Origin of the sequence: Nitrosomonas sp. (assembly GCA_031316255.1) — a bacterium.
Lineage (GTDB): Bacteria > Pseudomonadota > Gammaproteobacteria > Burkholderiales > Nitrosomonadaceae > Nitrosomonas.
The window spans coordinates 1,843,297-1,860,452 of the sequence record JALDQW010000001.1 but is presented as its reverse complement, the minus strand read 5'-3'; the positions used below and the strand labels follow the sequence as shown (position 1 = coordinate 1,860,452).

General features: G+C 45.5%; 18 protein-coding genes. 5 read left to right on the top strand and 13 right to left on the bottom strand.

Annotation, left to right across the window (positions count from 1 at the left end; translation table 11 throughout):
• Window positions 1-2 precede the first annotated feature (2 nt).
• Together MRK00_08305 and MRK00_08300 are read right to left on the bottom strand one after the other, a co-directional pair.
• On the bottom strand, window positions 3-341 hold the full coding sequence (locus MRK00_08305; protein ID MDR4517374.1) for a YraN family protein: 339 nt from the start codon (window positions 339-341) through the stop codon (window positions 3-5).
• 9 nt (window positions 342-350) lie between these two features.
• Window positions 351-1,469 carry a penicillin-binding protein activator gene (locus tag MRK00_08300; GenBank protein ID MDR4517373.1) on the bottom strand — a complete coding sequence of 373 codons (1,119 nt, stop codon included), beginning with the start codon at window positions 1,467-1,469 and terminating at the stop codon, window positions 351-353.
• An 11-nt stretch (window positions 1,470-1,480) separates the two neighbouring features.
• Between MRK00_08300 and rsmI the strand changes: the two genes are divergently transcribed.
• Window positions 1,481-2,350: a 16S rRNA (cytidine(1402)-2'-O)-methyltransferase gene (rsmI, locus tag MRK00_08295; GenBank protein MDR4517372.1), complete on the top strand. Its 870-nt coding sequence runs from the start codon at window positions 1,481-1,483 to the stop codon at window positions 2,348-2,350.
• A gap of 175 nt (window positions 2,351-2,525) precedes the next feature.
• On the opposite strand, the gene rplI is transcribed toward rsmI, so the two are convergent.
• The 7 genes from rplI to phoB all read right to left on the bottom strand — a co-directional run bounded on the left by rplI (window position 2,526) and on the right by phoB (window position 9,189).
• Window positions 2,526-2,981: a 50S ribosomal protein L9 gene (gene rplI, locus MRK00_08290; GenBank protein ID MDR4517371.1), complete on the bottom strand. Its 456-nt coding sequence runs from the start codon at window positions 2,979-2,981 to the stop codon at window positions 2,526-2,528.
• Window positions 2,982-2,992: 11 nt separating this feature from the next.
• Window positions 2,993-3,265, bottom strand: coding sequence for a 30S ribosomal protein S18 (rpsR, locus tag MRK00_08285; protein ID MDR4517370.1), 273 nt, complete (start codon window positions 3,263-3,265; stop codon window positions 2,993-2,995).
• A gap of 29 nt (window positions 3,266-3,294) precedes the next feature.
• Complete coding sequence (gene priB, locus MRK00_08280; protein ID MDR4517369.1) at window positions 3,295-3,591, bottom strand: primosomal replication protein N; 297 nt, start codon at window positions 3,589-3,591, stop codon at window positions 3,295-3,297.
• 6 nt (window positions 3,592-3,597) lie between these two features.
• Window positions 3,598-4,077: a 30S ribosomal protein S6 gene (rpsF, locus tag MRK00_08275; protein ID MDR4517368.1), complete on the bottom strand. Its 480-nt coding sequence runs from the start codon at window positions 4,075-4,077 to the stop codon at window positions 3,598-3,600.
• 242 nt (window positions 4,078-4,319) lie between these two features.
• Complete coding sequence (locus tag MRK00_08270) at window positions 4,320-6,605, bottom strand: fatty acid cis/trans isomerase (GenBank protein MDR4517367.1); 2,286 nt, start codon at window positions 6,603-6,605, stop codon at window positions 4,320-4,322.
• 549 nt (window positions 6,606-7,154) lie between these two features.
• Window positions 7,155-8,459, bottom strand: a complete 1,305-nt coding sequence (gene phoR / locus MRK00_08265; protein MDR4517366.1) for a phosphate regulon sensor histidine kinase PhoR — start codon at window positions 8,457-8,459, stop codon at window positions 7,155-7,157.
• Window positions 8,460-8,481: 22 nt separating this feature from the next.
• The gene (phoB, locus tag MRK00_08260; protein MDR4517365.1) at window positions 8,482-9,189 is read right to left on the bottom strand and encodes a phosphate regulon transcriptional regulator PhoB; all 708 of its coding nucleotides are present in this window, start codon (window positions 9,187-9,189) and stop codon (window positions 8,482-8,484) included.
• Between the two features lie 117 nt (window positions 9,190-9,306).
• On the opposite strand from phoB, the gene MRK00_08255 reads away from it, so the two are divergent.
• Together MRK00_08255 and ubiE are read left to right on the top strand one after the other, a co-directional pair.
• Window positions 9,307-9,726, top strand: coding sequence for a DUF971 domain-containing protein (locus MRK00_08255; protein ID MDR4517364.1), 420 nt, complete (start codon window positions 9,307-9,309; stop codon window positions 9,724-9,726).
• Between the two features lie 65 nt (window positions 9,727-9,791).
• The gene (ubiE, locus tag MRK00_08250) at window positions 9,792-10,526 is read left to right on the top strand and encodes a bifunctional demethylmenaquinone methyltransferase/2-methoxy-6-polyprenyl-1,4-benzoquinol methylase UbiE (protein ID MDR4517363.1); all 735 of its coding nucleotides are present in this window, start codon (window positions 9,792-9,794) and stop codon (window positions 10,524-10,526) included.
• Window positions 10,527-10,553: 27 nt separating this feature from the next.
• Here ubiE and MRK00_08245 read toward each other — a convergent pair whose 3' ends face one another.
• From MRK00_08245 to MRK00_08235, 3 genes are all read right to left on the bottom strand, one after another.
• Window positions 10,554-12,896 (bottom strand): EAL domain-containing protein, encoded by a 2,343-nt coding sequence (locus tag MRK00_08245; protein ID MDR4517362.1) that lies wholly within the window; start codon window positions 12,894-12,896, stop codon window positions 10,554-10,556.
• Window positions 12,897-13,100: 204 nt separating this feature from the next.
• The gene (locus tag MRK00_08240) at window positions 13,101-13,541 is read right to left on the bottom strand and encodes a methyltransferase domain-containing protein (GenBank protein ID MDR4517361.1); all 441 of its coding nucleotides are present in this window, start codon (window positions 13,539-13,541) and stop codon (window positions 13,101-13,103) included.
• Window positions 13,542-13,701: 160 nt separating this feature from the next.
• Window positions 13,702-13,890, bottom strand: coding sequence for a hypothetical protein (locus tag MRK00_08235; GenBank protein MDR4517360.1), 189 nt, complete (start codon window positions 13,888-13,890; stop codon window positions 13,702-13,704).
• Between the two features lie 151 nt (window positions 13,891-14,041).
• Here MRK00_08235 and MRK00_08230 point away from each other — a divergent pair, with 151 nt between their 5' ends.
• Window positions 14,042-14,545, top strand: coding sequence for a hypothetical protein (locus MRK00_08230; GenBank protein MDR4517359.1), 504 nt, complete (start codon window positions 14,042-14,044; stop codon window positions 14,543-14,545).
• A 425-nt stretch (window positions 14,546-14,970) separates the two neighbouring features.
• Window positions 14,971-16,920, top strand: coding sequence for a hypothetical protein (locus MRK00_08225; GenBank protein ID MDR4517358.1), 1,950 nt, complete (start codon window positions 14,971-14,973; stop codon window positions 16,918-16,920).
• Here MRK00_08225 and MRK00_08220 read toward each other — a convergent pair.
• Window positions 16,846-17,151: a hypothetical protein gene (locus MRK00_08220; GenBank protein ID MDR4517357.1), complete on the bottom strand. Its 306-nt coding sequence runs from the start codon at window positions 17,149-17,151 to the stop codon at window positions 16,846-16,848. The genes MRK00_08225 and MRK00_08220 overlap by 75 nt on opposite strands.
• Window positions 17,152-17,156 lie beyond the last annotated feature (5 nt).

Genomic DNA, 17,156 nt, shown 5'->3' with positions numbered 1-17,156 from the left:
TATTATTCACCAAAAGCATTCCTGATCCACTCAATTCTCGGATTATCAATGCCTGTCATGAGCACGGCATCAAAACGGCAGCAAGGCTCGTGTCTTAATCCGGACAAGTAATGGCGCGCCGCGCGCAACAGTTTTTCCTGCTTTGCAACGGTTATACTCGCTGCCGCACCACCGAATACATCGCTGGCACGCATCCTGACTTCGACAAAAACCAGAGTTTTACCCTCGGACATAACGAGATCGATTTCCCCGAAACGGCAACGGTAATTGCGCTCAACCAGCTCAAGTCCCTGACCCAGCAAATAAGACAAAGCCGTCTGTTCAGCATCGCTGCCTTTCATGGACAAGCACTACTGTGATTTTTCCAGTAATTGCACCTTGCCTTTGTCAATAACGGCGGCAACCGGTTTACGTATAAAATGCGCCGGCGCCGCAAACCGGATATGACCGGTCACGCCATCAAATTCAATATCATAGGGCGACCGTACCTGCAGCATGTGGCGCATTAAACGGAATGCATCGATACCCAGCGCATAAAGGCGCTCGCTGTCCTTGTCTCTGTTTTCCATATTATCCGAACCCCGATACGTCATCACCGCCGGATGATCAGGTTGTAACAGCCAGGGCATATCCACAAACTGAATACCATTCAGGTCATGGTTAAAAAGCGGATCCTGGTTTGTAACAAAAATCTGCGAAGTCGCGTAAACCGGGGTTACTGGATTCAGATATGAACGAATCCTGCGCACTTTATCCGCATCCAGCGCCAGGAAAACCAGATTCTGTCCGCCACCGGTATACTTGCGAAGTCGTGAAAAAAAGGCCTGCTGTTCATCGTATTCAACCGATTCAGCAGTATTACCGTATTCGGACAACCAGCGATCGGCAAAAGCGGTTTGCAAACGCACCGACAGTCTGCTGGAATCCTTGATAATAATGGCATGGTTTTTATGCGTGGATAAGGCCATATCGGCAATATAATTCGCCTCGGATTCCATCTGCAGGCCGAACAAATATAAATTCGAAGGCAACATCATGTTCATATCCGTGGTATTCAAGGCCAGAGTCGGCACTTCAACAACATGGCTCGAGGCCAATGCCGTAACGCCATTACGTGTCAACGGACCGACGATTAGTACAGCACCCGCGTCCAGCGCCTGATGATAGGTAATCAGAATATCCAGCGGATCATCTGTCGTAGAATAAACGCGTATGGTCAAGGGTATCGCGGGCTCCCGTTTTGCCGCGGTTACAAAACCTTCTTTTACAGTTTCCGCCGCGGAACCAAAAGCTGAAGACTGCAATGGCAGCATGAGTGCAATATGCGGAACAGGCGCATAAGCGGACACAGGCGGTGGCGGTGGCGCTACCGCACCTGGATAATATCCATCGGGATGTGTAGCGAAAGCGGATATGTTGCCGTATAGTGTTACGACAATTACCCAAATAACGATATAAAAACGTTGCATTGTAAAAATCTATGCCGTTGAAAAGTGCATTATATGTGGTTGCCACGCCAATAGGAAACCTTAATGACATCAGCCTGCGCGCACTAAACGTACTGGCACAGGTCGACATGATCGCGGCCGAGCATGTGCAAACCTCCAGACACTTACTGTCCCATCATGCAATTGCGGTTAAAAATACCAGGCTGATTGCGTTGCATCAACACAACGAAAAAACCAGTGCGAATAAAATACTCGCTTTTCTGGCTGAAGGAAAGTCTGTCGCGTTGATCACCGATGCAGGTACGCCCGCGATATCCGATCCTGGCGCAATTCTTGTCCAGCATGTACGAGAACATGGATTTACGGTTATACCGGTTCCAGGCGCTAATGCAGCCATCAGTGCACTGTCTGCCGCAGGCATTTCAAATCCGCATTTTCTGTTTTATGGTTTTTTACCGGCCAAATCCGGTCCGCGCCAGCGCGAACTTGCATCCCTGGCAGCATTACCGTACACACTGATTTTTTACGAAGCGCCGCATCGTGTTCTTGAAAGTCTGAACGACATGACAACCCTGCTCGGTGCGCAACGCCAGTTAACCCTCGCACGCGAACTGACCAAATTATTTGAAACCATTCATACCTGCACTTTGGGTAAAGCAGCCGCATGGATAAAAGCCGACTCTCACCGACAGAAAGGTGAATTTGTTTTACTGGTCAGCGGCAGACAAGATCAAGAAAAATCCGCAATCAGCGATCAAGCTCAAAAAACACTCAAACTACTGATGACCGAACTGCCACTCAAACAGGCCGTCAAACTCACCGCCGAAATTTCAGGTGAAAACAAGAATGCCTTATATCAACTGGCGTTGGCTATAAAGTCATCGGCTCACTTGAATGTTTAACACAGCACAGCCAAACAATTTATGGCGCAGTTGTCAATCTGGCCGTATTACCAATCAATGAGTTGTTTGCCAGGTCCTTGATATTTGAGTTTGCACCCAGTGCAAACTTTCCGGATGATGGAAATAAAAAAAGGACTCGTATAGAGTCCTTTTTTGTTTAAGCTTTCATGAGGGCTTAAATCGCCGTTTCTCCCAGTACTGAAACTGTGATCTGCGCGGAGATATCGCCATACAGCGCAACGTTAATCGGATAATCGCCTACCTGCTTTAACTGGCCATGGGGCATGCGAATCATGGATTTTTCTATCTCAAACCCCTGCTCATTCAAGGCATCGGCAATATTCGCGTTTGTTACTGAACCGAACAACTTGCCATCGCTACTTGTTTTTTGTGAAATTTGCAGCATCAGTCCTTCCAATCTATCGGCTAAAGACTGTGCGGCTGCCTGCGTGTCCGACTGTTTTTTCTCAAGCTCTGCACGCTTTGTTTCAAACTCCGCGATAGTCTGCTCGGTTGCACGTTGGGCTTTTCCCTGAGGAATCAGATAATTTCTGGCAAAACCGCTTTTTACATTGACAATTTCACCCAGTCGCCCCAGCTTAGCAATTGTTTCCATTAAAATAACCTGCATAAATGTGCTCCTTAGTGACGATCCGTGTAGGGTAATAACGCAAGAAAGCGGGCACGTTCAATGGCTGTGCCGAGCTGCCGTTGATAAAACGCCTTTGTGCCTGTTATACGTGCAGGAATTATTTTTCCATTCTCGCTGATAAAATCCTTCAAAACATCGATATCTTTATAATCGATTGTTTTTACGCCCTCAACGGTGAAACGACAAAATTTCTTACGCTTGAATAAAGGACGGTTAATTCTTTTTTCTCTTTCCTTGTCTTTACCATCATTACGCTTGTACATACGTGCCATATTCTCTTTTCCTGTATTCTTTAAATTTTAACTATGCTATCAACATGTAATACCAGTTGCGGGTTGTTTTGGCTTTTTCTGTTGAGAAATCCGGTTATCTTGACGTTACTCGCCAAACGCATTTCAGAAATGATTTTTGCCGTTTCACCCAACGCTACGGTCTGCATTTCGCAATTTACCTGCCTAACGATATTGGATTCCATTTGACGCGATTGATGTTTCACCACAAAATCCACGACTGGAATACCTGCAGGGGTATAACGTAAAACGCCGAGCCGAATTATTTCACCACAAATAACCGTCTGGTTACATTCCACTTGAACTTATGTCGCCGTGCTACTGGTCACCTCAGACACTTCGGCTTCACCGGTTTCTTCTGATTCCCCCGAATCCGGGTCTGCTTCAGATGCTTCAACATTCTTCTCAGCAGAGGCCTCACTCTTTTCCGTGTCATCGGCCGGGCCCGCATCCGGTTCGTCTCTGTCTTTCTGATGCATCATCGGCGAAGGCTCTGTTACCGGGCCATCCATTCTGATCGTTAAGTGACGTAAAATAGCATCACTAAATTTAAATGCATAATCGAGTTCATCGAGTGTTTCCTGGTCGCATTCGATGTTCATCAAAACATAATGCGCTTTATGTACTTTCTGGACAAGATAAGCGAGTTGCCGCCTGCCCCAATCCTCAAGACGGTGGATATTACCTTTTCTTGAAGTCACAATAGTGCGATAACGTTCTATCATCGCAGGAACCTGTTCACTCTGATCAGGGTGTACTATAAATACAATTTCATAATGTCGCATAATTGCTTATTGCCATTCCTTTTGGGTAAAGCCTTCCATAAACGCATGGTAAGACAAGGGATTAAAAAGACAGGATTTTACTGAATTACGGCAATAACATCAAATAAACTTCTTATTTCAATGTATGCCGGGTTAATCAATGTCAAAGTCAGAATCACCCGAATCCAGTCATTCAAGTTTTTGGCACGATGCACAAAAGAAGAAAAGCATCCATTTGGTGTTTTATTCGTTACCCAAACAAATCACCGGTTTTCAATCCGATTATAATCCAAGGCCCCGTATTCGACCGGGTCGTGTTCGAGGTAAACCTTATGCAAGTCATCACTGAAGCGCCAGAAATGTTGATGCGAACGCCTTATTCCAAAATGACGCATTAGCTGACGATAGTCATTTTCATTTTTCAGGCTGATTAGTTTCGCGATGAAATCTTCCAGCAGCTCCGACTCAACCTGCCATAGGGCATCCGGATAAGCGCCTACAAATCCAGGTAATACAGTCAAATAATCTTCCTCCGGCAAGCGGTTAGTCTTTTCCAGCAACAAACTGGTTATATGTGTATGCGCGCTATTACGCAAAATGGTATAAACCTTATCGCCCCGCTTATTATCTATCACCATTAACAAACTCATTTCCGGCATTATGCTGGCCGATCTTCCCCGTAATGCATGGAGCTTTTTTAACAGCTGTTCGTGCTGCACCGGAACCGTGTCCGCTTCCAGCGCGTAACGAGTCGATAAAACTTCGGTTAATTTATGGCGCAGACTGTCATACAAATAGTGTTTAGCAGGTTTGTCGTCAGGATAAGCCATCTCCGGTTCGGCGCTTAAATGCGCGTGACCATAAACATAGTCTTTTACGTCTTCGCTTGCTTCCCGGTACCAGTGTTCGCGCAAGGCGGTTCGCGCTTCACTGGGCAGTAATGCAAGAAAATTGAATTCACTCTCCATACGCAAAAAATCCATATAAAGACGCGTAGACAGTTGATGCCCTACATTGCCGTAGACGTCAAAACCGGCCACGAGCAAATAGTGGATGCGCTCCAAAATTGGATAATCGATTAACCACGCGGTTTTGGGAGATTGGCCGGCCAGACCTTCTATCACGGTGGCGCTGTCAAAATGTCTGAAAACTGTCAATGCAGCATTATGATTATATCCATCGCCATCCCAGACCCAGTCCAAATTCAATCCGGGACGGTCTTTTAGCAATGCATTGAGTCTTTTGCTTTTTTCATTTAGATAAGAAGCCTGCAATGCTGAATATTCGGTCCAATGACTCAGAATGCCGGCATTACTCTCCCGCTCTGGCGGCATCCTTAATTGCTCGCTTTGCTCGCTCAGGAACCGATCGATATCGGCAAGCGCCTCCTGGTCCGGGTTGACAAAAAACACCCAGAAATGATCGTTAATTACGCTCAATGCAATTTGTCCACGACAAACCGCGCCTTTAATAAAACCGTTTATCGTGAATTTTGCATGCTCCAACATGAAACGATATCGAATATTGGCCGGTATCGCAGAAAATGTTTTAAAGGGATTGGCCGCCAGTTCAGGGATATAGTCGGGCACGGTGTCCACAACATAGGGCGTTTCCAAAAACAATGTCTTGAAGCGTTGCAGCCGTTCGCTGCTTAACGCGTAGGGCAGATGACTTTTGGCAACAATGCTGTACTTTATTCGCTCTAGCCGATAATAAACCCTGTCGACTTCCGGATCATCATAAGGCCTGCGGGTACTGATAATGCGAATTGCCTGTCCGGGCGGGGTGCGTGAACGGACGATTTTAAAGTAAGCCTGTACTGTACTGTTGTTCTTCTCCAGATCTTCAAAGTACAGATGCCCCAAAAACAAATGTTCATAGATATAACGCGCAACCAGACGCTGTTTGGCCGAATCGCCATTTAGGAATTCTTCCCATGCATCAATCCGTTCCCGGTAAACAGCGTCCAATTCCGGCAAAGCTGTCAAAGGCGCACCAATCTGCAACCAGTGTTTTAATAACTTAAATTCGGATGACTCGATATTCGGCAAACCATAAGGCATGCCCCAGTTTGGATGAGAAGCGGCAAAGCGATCAAACTGATCGATATCCGGGCAAATATTATCCGGGTTTAAGGAAAAATCAAAACGGTCGTCAGGAATAATTTCATTATGTCCGGCGATCGTATCGAACGGATTCTGTTTCTTGAGTTTCAGTGTCTGATAAATCAGACTGCCTTGAAGGGGTTCAAGAAGAGAATTTTCATTGATAACCGGGAAAAAGTCCTTTTCTCTCCATTCGCTTACAGTATGCGCATCTTCAAATAAACGCGTCAATGGATCGGCGGTCAAACGTGTACCGTTATAAACGGGCAGTTTATTGGCGCCGCGGTTGATACCTTGAGCAGAAGTCAGATTTAATTGGCAGGGCGCGTCATAACAACCATGACAAACAATGCAACGCTTATCCAGTATTGGCCGAATCTGTTTGCGATACAGCAGACCCGGCTCCGAATCATCTGCTACAAAACGATCTGGTATTGACGCCAAATCAGCTGGATCAGTTGGCTGACCCGTCTTACATGCTGCTAAAAAGCAACACAGTAATAACATGACAAATTTATTCAAAATTTCTAATACCAATACTAGGGGCTTGTTCTCAATGAGTGAACTGTTTCTGCTGGCACCCATTTTGGGCCTCAGCAAGGCAGAGTGAGCGTTGTGTAGTCGCTCTACATGAGCGAATGATAACACTGCAGAGAACCAAAATGGGTCCAGCCCAATGGGTTGTCCCTGAAATGGTGCCATGGCACGTTATTCGTCGCTTATTTGGAATAACCAAACCACGCTTCTCATGCCTTGCCTGACACCATTTCAGGGACAACAGAAATAATTCGCTCATTGAGAACAGTCCCTAAGCCAATAAAGTTGCATCAATAAAATCCTACCACTTAGAACAACGCCAAGAACCATACACATTTTACCGCATTAGTATTACTTGCTCTGCGAGAAAGATTGCGGAAGGATAACATTAACGAACAAACACATTACCCGATCCCGAGAGTGCAGTTAATCAACATGATAGCGGCGCGATAAATTTCACGGCCTCACAATTAGCCGTTTTTCCGGAAACTGAATACAAAATTCACTCCCCTTACCGATAATACTGTGAATCTTAAGGCGAGCCTGATGACGATTGAGAATATGTTTTACGATTGCCAGCCCAAGTCCGGTTCCGCCTGTTTCTCTTGAACGACTGTTGTCAGCCCGGTAGAAACGCTCGGTCAAGCGTGGAATATGTTCCTGTTCGATACCGACACCGGTATCACGGACATAAAACATGCCTTTTCCTTCGCTGACCTCCCAGTGGATATCAATTTTACCGCCTTCGGGTGTATAACGAACCGCATTACTCACCAGATTACCGAATGCGCTGCGTAATTCCTCCCGGCTGCCCAGGATATAGTCTTCACTGTCCACACTCAGGTTGATGGTATGCTTTCCACCACTCAACGATTCAGCTTCGTGATGCAATTCACGCAACAAAGATGCCATATCGACCGCGCTTTCGCTCAATTTGTTGAGCGTGTTTTCCAGCCGTGAAAGCGTCAGTAAATCTTCAACCAGATGCTGCATCCGTACTGTCTGTTCGGTCATCGCAGTCAAGGCATGCTGCTGCATTTCATGATCAATTATCGAATCGCCAGACAGCATTTCAAGATAACCACCGATTACTGTCAACGGTGTACGCAGTTCATGTGAAACATTGGCAATAAAATCCCGGCGCATTGCCTCGATTCTCTCATAGCTTGTGATATCCCGACTAATCAACAGTTTTTGTTTATTGCCATAAGGAACGAGTTGCATCAACAGTGTCAGTCGATGATGACGCATCTGTCTGAGCACCAGTGGCTTGCTGAATTTACCTGCAGCAAGATATTCCACAAAAGACTGCTGGCGAACCATATTAGTAATCTGCTGGTCGACATCCAGTTCCAGATTTATTCCAAGATGCTTCTCGGCCACAGGATCACACCATTCGATATGATCTCTCTCATCGAGAATAACAATGCCATCCGGCATAGCCGCAGTCACGCTTTGCAACTGTTTCAACTCGAGATTGATCAGTTGCTGACTCTGATTCTGCGTACGTACATACCGCGCCAAATGCGCAAAAATATTATCCCAGATACCCGAACCGGCAGGTATGCTCGATGGCGTATGATTCGATACCAGCAGCCATTGCTCTAAAGCCACCAGGTGCTTTGTATGATGAATCACCAACCCTAACAGGACTATGCTGAAAAAAGCCAGCCCGGCCAGCGCTCCAGCCAACGCTCCAATCAGCAATGCGATAATCGCGACCAGAAACACGCCCCCCAGTCGTTGCCAAAAACCAAACACACTCAAATCCTATAAAAAACTTCTAATCGTCCTGATCTGCATCGATATCGGCAGAAAAACGATAACCAGCGCCCCTGACTGTCTTGATCAAACCATCTTTTCCCACTTTTTCCAGCGCCTTGCGCAAACGCCGAATATGCACATCGACTGTTCTTTCTTCAACAAAAACATGATCGCCCCATACCCGGTCAAGCAATTGACTACGAGAATAAACACGTTCGGTATGCGTCATCAAAAAATACAGTAAACGATACTCAGTCGGCCCCAACTCCACTTCGTCATTTCCCACTGCAATTCGGTGCTTGATCGGATCAAAAACCAATCCGTCAATCTCTATAATTTCATCCAGAGTTTCAGGCGCGCGCCTGCGCAGCACTGCCTTGACACGGGCAATCAATTCACGCGGAGAGAAGGGTTTGGTGACATAGTCATCTGCACCAATCTCAAGCCCCCTGATCTTGTCGCTTTCATCTGCGCGCGCGGTCAACATAATAATGGGAATCAACCGGGTCCGTGCGTCTTTACGCAAAATACGCGCAAAATCTATTCCCGACATGTTGGGCAACATCCAGTCCAACAAGATCAGATCGGGCAATGCGTCATTGATAGACTGCTTCGCCTCTTCCGCGTTAGTCACACAAACAGCAGTATAACCAACCTGTTCCATATTAATTGCAATCAATTTCTGAATAACGGTTTCATCTTCGACTATCATGATCTTGGCGGACATCTGGAGATACCTATTAATATTTACTCATTTTTCCATTTAAAGGATTTGCAATCAATTGCATTATCAACTAGTCTGAGTTTATTATGAAAAGAACTATTCAAAATACTTATAAAAGCTATGGCCGGTTTATCTAAAAATGCGCCCGTTCCCACAGAAATAAAATTTCACAAAAAGTCGAGAATACTCGATATTACATTCTCAGATGGCAAAAAATTTCAATTCAGTTGCGAATTTTTACGCGTTCATTCCCCTTCAGCCGAGGTGAGTGGTCACAGCCCCGGCCAAGAAATTCTGCAAACCGGAAAAAAAAATGTCAATATTCTGAAAATTGACCCTGTCGGCCATTACGCTATTCAACCGTTTTTCAGCGACGGACATAACACGGGGCTTTACTCCTGGGATTTACTCTACAAATATGGGCTTAATCAGGATAAAATGTGGCAAGACTATTTGGAGCGGCTGAAAGAAGCCAATGCAACCCGTGAGTCCGATACTGATAACAACACGGCAAGCCATCGAAGCTGTCAGCATCATTAAACAGCATTCGTAATTTTGCAGATTGTCTGCATCGGATTACTTTAACCATCCCGATCTAACAAATTATGACCAAAACCACACACTTCGGTTTTAATACCGTTTCAGAAACAGAAAAAGCCGGAAAAGTCGCCGACGTCTTTCATTCAGTCGCTGAACGGTATAATCTGATGAATGATCTGATGTCCGCCGGATTGCATCGTTTGTGGAAACATTTTGCAATTGATGTCAGTGGCGTTAAAAACGGTGACAAGGTATTGGATATTGCCGGCGGCACTGGCGATCTGAGCGCACTTTTTTTAAAACAGGTTGGCAGATCCGGCGAAGTTTGGTTAACCGACATTAACAATTCCATGCTCTTGATTGGCCGGGACCGTTTGATTGATGAAGGAACACCGACACCTGTTGCCCAATGCGACGCCGAAAAACTCCCGTTTCCGGATAATTATTTCAACTGCGTCAGTGTGGCATTTGGTTTGCGCAATATGACCCACAAGGAAACTGCACTGAAAGAAATGCTGCGTGTAATCAAACCGGGCGGCACAGTTATTGTGTTGGAATTTTCAAAAGTATGGGAGCCGCTTCGTCCCATGTATGACACGTATTCATTCAAGATGCTGCCCGTCATGGGCAAAATCTTCGCAAATGATGCAGACAGCTACCGCTATCTGGCCGAATCGATTCGTGTGCACCCCTCACAGGAAGCCCTCAAGGAAATGATGAAAGAAGTCGGTTTTGAACGTGTTGAATACTTCAATCTGACCGCTGGAATTGTTGCACTGCATCGCGGTTATAAATTTTAAACTGCTGAACCTGACTGATCGCCGGTTCTACCTGTTCTGGCGTTTCGAAACGCTGGTTATTTTGCTCACCTTGCCCTGTTGGAAAACATTGATGCGAGACTCGCTAATCAGCAATTTTGAAATCATATCAGCCTGGACGGGTTTACTGTACAGGTAACCCTGCACTGCCTCGCACCCAAGGTTTTTGAGAATATTAAGCTGTTCCAATGTCTCAACACCTTCGGCAATAATCCCGTAGCCCAGTTTGTTTCCCATTTCTATCATGGAACTGACCAGGATCAGTGCTTGCTTATCGACAAGCATATCGTCAATAAAATACTTGTCGATTTTCAGGCAATCAACCTTAAGGTGTTTAAGGGAAGCAAAAGATGAATAACCGGTTCCGAAATCGTCGATTGCCAAGACAACACCGAGGTTTTTCAAATCCTGAAAAATTGAAAGATTGCGCGGATCGGTCTGTACAACGCTTTCTGTTACTTCCAGTTCCAGCTCGTCCGCAACAATGCTTTCTTCATCGATAATCCGCTTGATCAGCGACACAAAAGCCTTATCGAGAAAAAGGTTTGGAGAAATATTTACTGCTATACGTGGCGTGCACAACCCTTTTTTCTTCCACGCAACCAACTGGCAGCATGCCGATCTCAGCACCCATTCGGTAAGCGGTTGAATCATACCGATTCTCTCGGCAATGGGAATAAACTCACTCGGCGGAACCTGGCCCAGTTGAGGATGGCGCCAGCGGATTAACGCCTCGACACCAATAATCTCACCGGTGGATATTTTAATCTGAGGTTGGTAAACAAGTGATAATTGCTGTTTTTCAATGGCTTCTCTCAGGTTTTGCTCAACTTGAAAACGATACTCGACCTTATGCGTAAGCTCCGCTTTATAGAACGCATACTGATTTTTTCCATTTTCTTTCGCAGTATATAGCGAAGTATCCGCTGCCTTTAAAAAAGCCGACAAATTATCTCCATCGTCAGGATAATATGCTATCCCGATGCTGCAAGCCGGATTGATATTGCGGGTATAAATCTCGACCGGTTGGGCGATCAATTCAAGGCAACGCCTGGCAACATTGGCCGCGTAGTCACCTTGGATTTCTTCAATGAGAATACAAAATTCGTCGCCACCAAGGCGTGCAATAAAATCGGTTTCACGACAGGCACTGACCAGCCGCCTGGCAATAATCTTAAGAAGCATATCACCGGCATCATGCCCAAGACTGTCGTTAACACTCTTAAAGCCGTCCAGATCGATATACAGCAGTCCAAAACGGCGATTATGCCGAGCGGCCGTTTTGATGATTTCTTCGACATACTGAAAAAATGAGGCTCGACTGGAAAGCCCTGTTAATTCATCACTATAGGCCAATTGCCGTATTCGTTTCTGCGCCTGATCCCGCTCCATGACAATTCCCGTAATCCTGGCAGCCGAAACCAGATCGCTCAATTCCTTTTCATTTGGAAGCGCGGGATGATTGTAGTACATGCCGAACGCACCCAGAACTTTTCCCGTGGAATTGATAATCGGTTCAGACCAGCAGCACCGCATGCCATGCGGGAGCGCAATATGTTTGATTTTTTCCCACTTGGGATCTGTTTCGATATTCTCGACAAGTACGCGTTTCCCGGTAAACGTGGACGTTCCGCACGAACCAACGCTCGGCCCATTTTCCAGACCGTGCACAGCGTCACAATATGCCTTGGGCAGGCTTGGCGCGCCGCCATGCAACAACTTGTTATCCTCCAGTTCAAGCATTGAACACCGCATTCCTGGATGACGGGATTCATACATCATCGCAATTGCATCGTAAATTTCAGAGGCGGGACGCCCTATTGCAATCATCTCGAGAATTTCGGCACTCTTACTATCAAACGCTTCCGCTTTTTTGCGTTCCGTGATATCGACGTGCGTTCCGACCAGACGGATAGCTTTTCCGTCAGATTCGCGTTTCACAAGAAATGCCCGGGACAGCACAAAAACCTCATGGCCGTCCTTATGCCGCATACGCATTTCAACTTCAAAGGCATCTGCGCGGCCGGCGATATAATCCTGAACCTTTTTCTGCACGCTGTTCTTGTCATCGGGGTGAACCAGGCTTGTCCATGTATTTAAATTGTTATCGAGCTCATCCTCCCGATAACCCAGCATGCTTTTCCAGCGAATTGAATAATAGACTTCGTCTGTTTCAAGATTCCAGTCCCAAAGCCCGTCATTGGCCCCGCGCATCGCAAGTGAAAACCGTTCTTCACTGATACTCAGCCGGTTTGTTCGTTCTTCTGTCATCAGCTTTACAGCATCGAGTTCGGAACGTAACCGATGTATTTCTTCGATAAGCTCGGACTTGGTCTGTTTGGTATCACCCATAGCAATCTCAATTATCATTTCTGTCCAGATAACAGCCAGAATCAGATTTCCTCTGAAATTTTTACACTAATATCGTAACAGATTGAATCGTTGCTTTTATTATTTTATTGCGATTTATGGCCACTCGTGCGTGTAACTCTCTGAAATAACTGAAGGTAACAATTTACCAGGATATGACATGAATTTTGACGCCCCGGAGCGCTATCAGGTTTGCGGGATTTTTCCATTGATTGCGATCCCCTTGATCGTGGGCGACACGATTGGTGGACTGCCTGTAGATCTCAGTCTTTCAATGGATTGAAATTGAAATCCTGCATCAACGATAGAGCTTTCTGTATCACGAGTCAAATAGCAATTCCCGCACATAAGAATCCAGATTGGCTGAAATAGTTTTTGCCATTTTATTAAGTGTGGAGTGTCTTTCGCAATGACATGCTCGATGAAGTAAAATTTACCTTCCGGTTTCAGTACCCGCTTTATTTCACCAAGCGCTCTCTTAGCCGAATCGACAGAGCACAAAACCAAAGTAGAAACAACAGCATCAAAAGAGTTATCTGGAAAATTTAATGCATCAGCGGAATATTCTGCTGCGATACATTTTTCTTTCATAACACCGTCGATTTTATTCCTCAATATGTTCAGCATATGTGGTTCAGGTTCTGTCAGAATGAGTTTAGGGCGCCTCTAAAAATTCAGAGTTTTAAACAAGACGAGGCGAGAACAAAAAATTTTGACGCAGCATATGATTGATATGTAAGGAAATATTTTTTGTAAACAACGAAGTATTGTAACGAAGTATGGATTTTTAAAGATGCCCTTTATTGACTGAGCTTGGGTAATGGAAGAGATTTATACCTGTGCCGCCTCCTATTTCCCGCACATCTCCAGAAATATCTGATAGTAATTCCTGACGCCGCTCCGACAGGCAAGCTTCTCCCATCTTTTTCATCGATACATCATAAAACTTTGCCATTAAATAAGATCGAATTGACATGGTTAACTCCAGGAAACAAAGGGGTTGGCGTGAGAATTATCACATATAAATATGACCAATTTGAGTAAAGTGATGCCATGGACTGGCAAAGATTTACGAAATCATCTTTTGCCAGAAATCTTTGTTACCAGAAGTGAAAAGGAGCCAAATCATGAAAACAGTGATTATGAAATTTACATTGATGTTGCTGGCAACGTTATGGATACATAGCGCAATGGCCGGACCGTCTTTTTATACCGCAGTTGTCACGGCTGAGAAAGCAGGTGTTGTGCAACATACGAATGTTAGCGCGCCGACATATTACGCCTGCGAAATCCAGAAAGCTGATGTAATCAATAATTTTATTGCTTCAGGGTTTACCATTCTCAATGCATCCAACTGTATCTCGCTACATGTCCGGATACCCGAATTAATAATGCCGGAATGGCATCCTCGCTGGCCGATTCCACCGGTTTGTTTGAGTTGCCCGCCATGGGATTTGGGCATTCTTGAAGTACTGGACCCTTACCTGGCCAAACAGGTCGATGGGTTGATGCAAGAATATCAGGTCCATGAGTATCGAAAAGAATTGCAAAGCTTGCAAGAGCGATATGATCTCAAAGGTTTCGATAACGCTTTGCAGAAATTGGATGCACAGCAAGAACAATTCAGATAATTGTACGTATAAACACTAAAACTTAATAAGGCTGGACAAGTTCCAGTCTTATTAATGTCAGCAACACCGGTTTTTTGACAAATAAATTGTCCGCTTTAAATCAAAGCGCAATGAACCCCCATCGAAGTTCATTGCAAAATTCAAAGGATACTTTACATATCTCTGGATAATAATGTCTTGTGTTTCCTGAAATGTACCAACTTGTTCGCCAAATTGACAGTTTCTTCGAAATACCGTTTCAGGCATTCAATGCCCTGCTTATCGTGCATCAGGCATATTTCAGAGAAGGCAAAGGCACCATAAATATTGCACTTAGAACTTGAATTGCCCCCGCCAAATGCCTTTTTAGTTACGAAAAACATCAATAAACACCCCGTTTTTTATGGGTTTACAACATTCATTTAATAGAATTCAGGAGAAGTCAAATGCGAAACTATTCATTCATCAAATTATTAATGATTGGTTTTTGCTATTTTTTTATAGCATCCCATTCACAAGCTGCGGTCATAACAATTAACGGAGGGAAAGTAGAATACTGGCGCAATCATGCCATTGGCACGCCCAGCAATGACTTTGATCGCGCCGTTATCGTCATCCATGGCAGCGACCTTGATGCGGAAATTAATTATAACCAAATCAGCAATGCCGCTGAAACCGAGGGCATGCTAGACAGCACGCTGATCGCAGCACCAAAATTACCAGAATCCCAACAGAGTGATGCCGACATGCTGTATTGGGAAGATGGAGGAGATGGTTGGCGAGGAGGCTACAATTCTGTGAATGGCGCAGAGGTATCTTCGTTCTCGGTAATTGATGTAATTTTGCAGCAAATTAACGATAATTTTCCCAACATTAAAATGGTTACTGTCGTTGGGCATTCAGCAGGCGGTCAGTTCGTGCAACGCTATGCCGCAATAAATGTAAAAGAACAAAACTTGCGCGCAGACTTGAAAGTAAAATATGTCGTCGCCAATCCAAGTACTTATATGTATCTTTCTACTGATCGTCCTGAGCCGGTCGGCAATGGTTGCGACAGTATTTTTGAAACGGATTATTATAACAGTTACTTTTATGGGCTTTGGGGAGTACATCTTCTTCCCTACACAAGTTCGTCTAATGGATATCCCAACCAAGATTGGTCGCAACTCACTACACAAATCATTAATCAGTTAACTTCCCGTGAGGTCTACATTATGCTGGGCACTGCGGACACTTCAGCCAATGGCGGACTCGTTACCTCATGTCAAGCCAATGCACAAGGTCCGAATCGATATGAACGCGGCCTGAATTATTATGCGCATATCAAGGACCATTACCCCAACGCCAATCATGAAAAGATCGAAATAACTAATGTAGCCCATAAGTACGACGTCATGTATAACTCTCGCAAAGGACGCGAAGTAATCCTTTACGCCAGGAATGACAATGACTGGCAAAACTTGGGCGGTATTATAGAGGAACAGCCAGAATGTGTATCATGGGGCCCGGATCGTATCGATTGCTTTGCGCGTGGCGGCGACAATAATCTATATCATAAGTGGTGGAATGGTTCGGACTGGCATGGCTGGCAAAATCTCAATGTTGAGACAATAAGTCAGGCCAGTTGTCTCTCAAGGATGCCGGATACCATCGACTGCTTCGTTCGCGGAGAGAGTAATCGCATGCACAAAGTATCCTGGGATGGCTCGGTGTGGGATGTTTTGGATTTAGGTGGCGTCATCCAGGATCAGCCTGAATGCGTTTCTTGGGGAGCCAGCCGCATCGACTGCTTTGCGCGCGGTGGCAATGATCATATGTACCACAAGTATTGGGACGGCGCGAGCTGGCATGGGTGGGATGATCTAGGCGGAGTGATCAAGGAACAGCCCTCCTGCGTTTCCTGGGGACCCAACCGTATAGATTGTTTTGCACGCGGCGGTGCAAATCGTATGTACCATAAATGGTGGAGCGGTTCAAACTGGCATGGGTGGGAAAATCTCGGAGGAATTCTTAAAGACCGGCCAGAATGTGTCAGCTGGGGACCGAATCGTATTGATTGTTTTGTTCGAAGTAGCAGTTATACCATGCGCCATAAATCGTGGAATGGCTCTAGTTGGCTGATATGGCGATCTCGGGGTGGCAGCATCAAAGGTCAACCTGCATGTGTTTCCTGGGGATCGAATCGTATCGACTGCTTTGCTCGAGGCGATGAAGATCGCATGTATCACAAGTGGTGGAATGGAAACAGTTGGGGGGGCTGGGAAAACCTGAATGGATTGGTCAAAGGCAAACCCAACTGCGTCTCATGGGAACCTCATCGTCTAGACTGCTTTGCCCGCGGTAATGGTGACAATATGTACCATACCTTCTGGAACGACATACAATGGAATCCCTGATTCTACCGAGTCGGATTCAACTGAACCCAACAGCAAGATAGCAAGGGTCGGGCCGGGGTGACGGGACAAACCAGACTGAATCCGGTCATATTCAAGTGACCGTTTAATTGCCTCGTCTCCCGGCAGATTAGTTGTATACGGCATTCCCCGCACTTGATCCTCATACATTACATCTTGCGGCGGCGCATCAAACCAACCGGTTTTTGCGTCGCTATTGACATGATGTTGCAATGCAA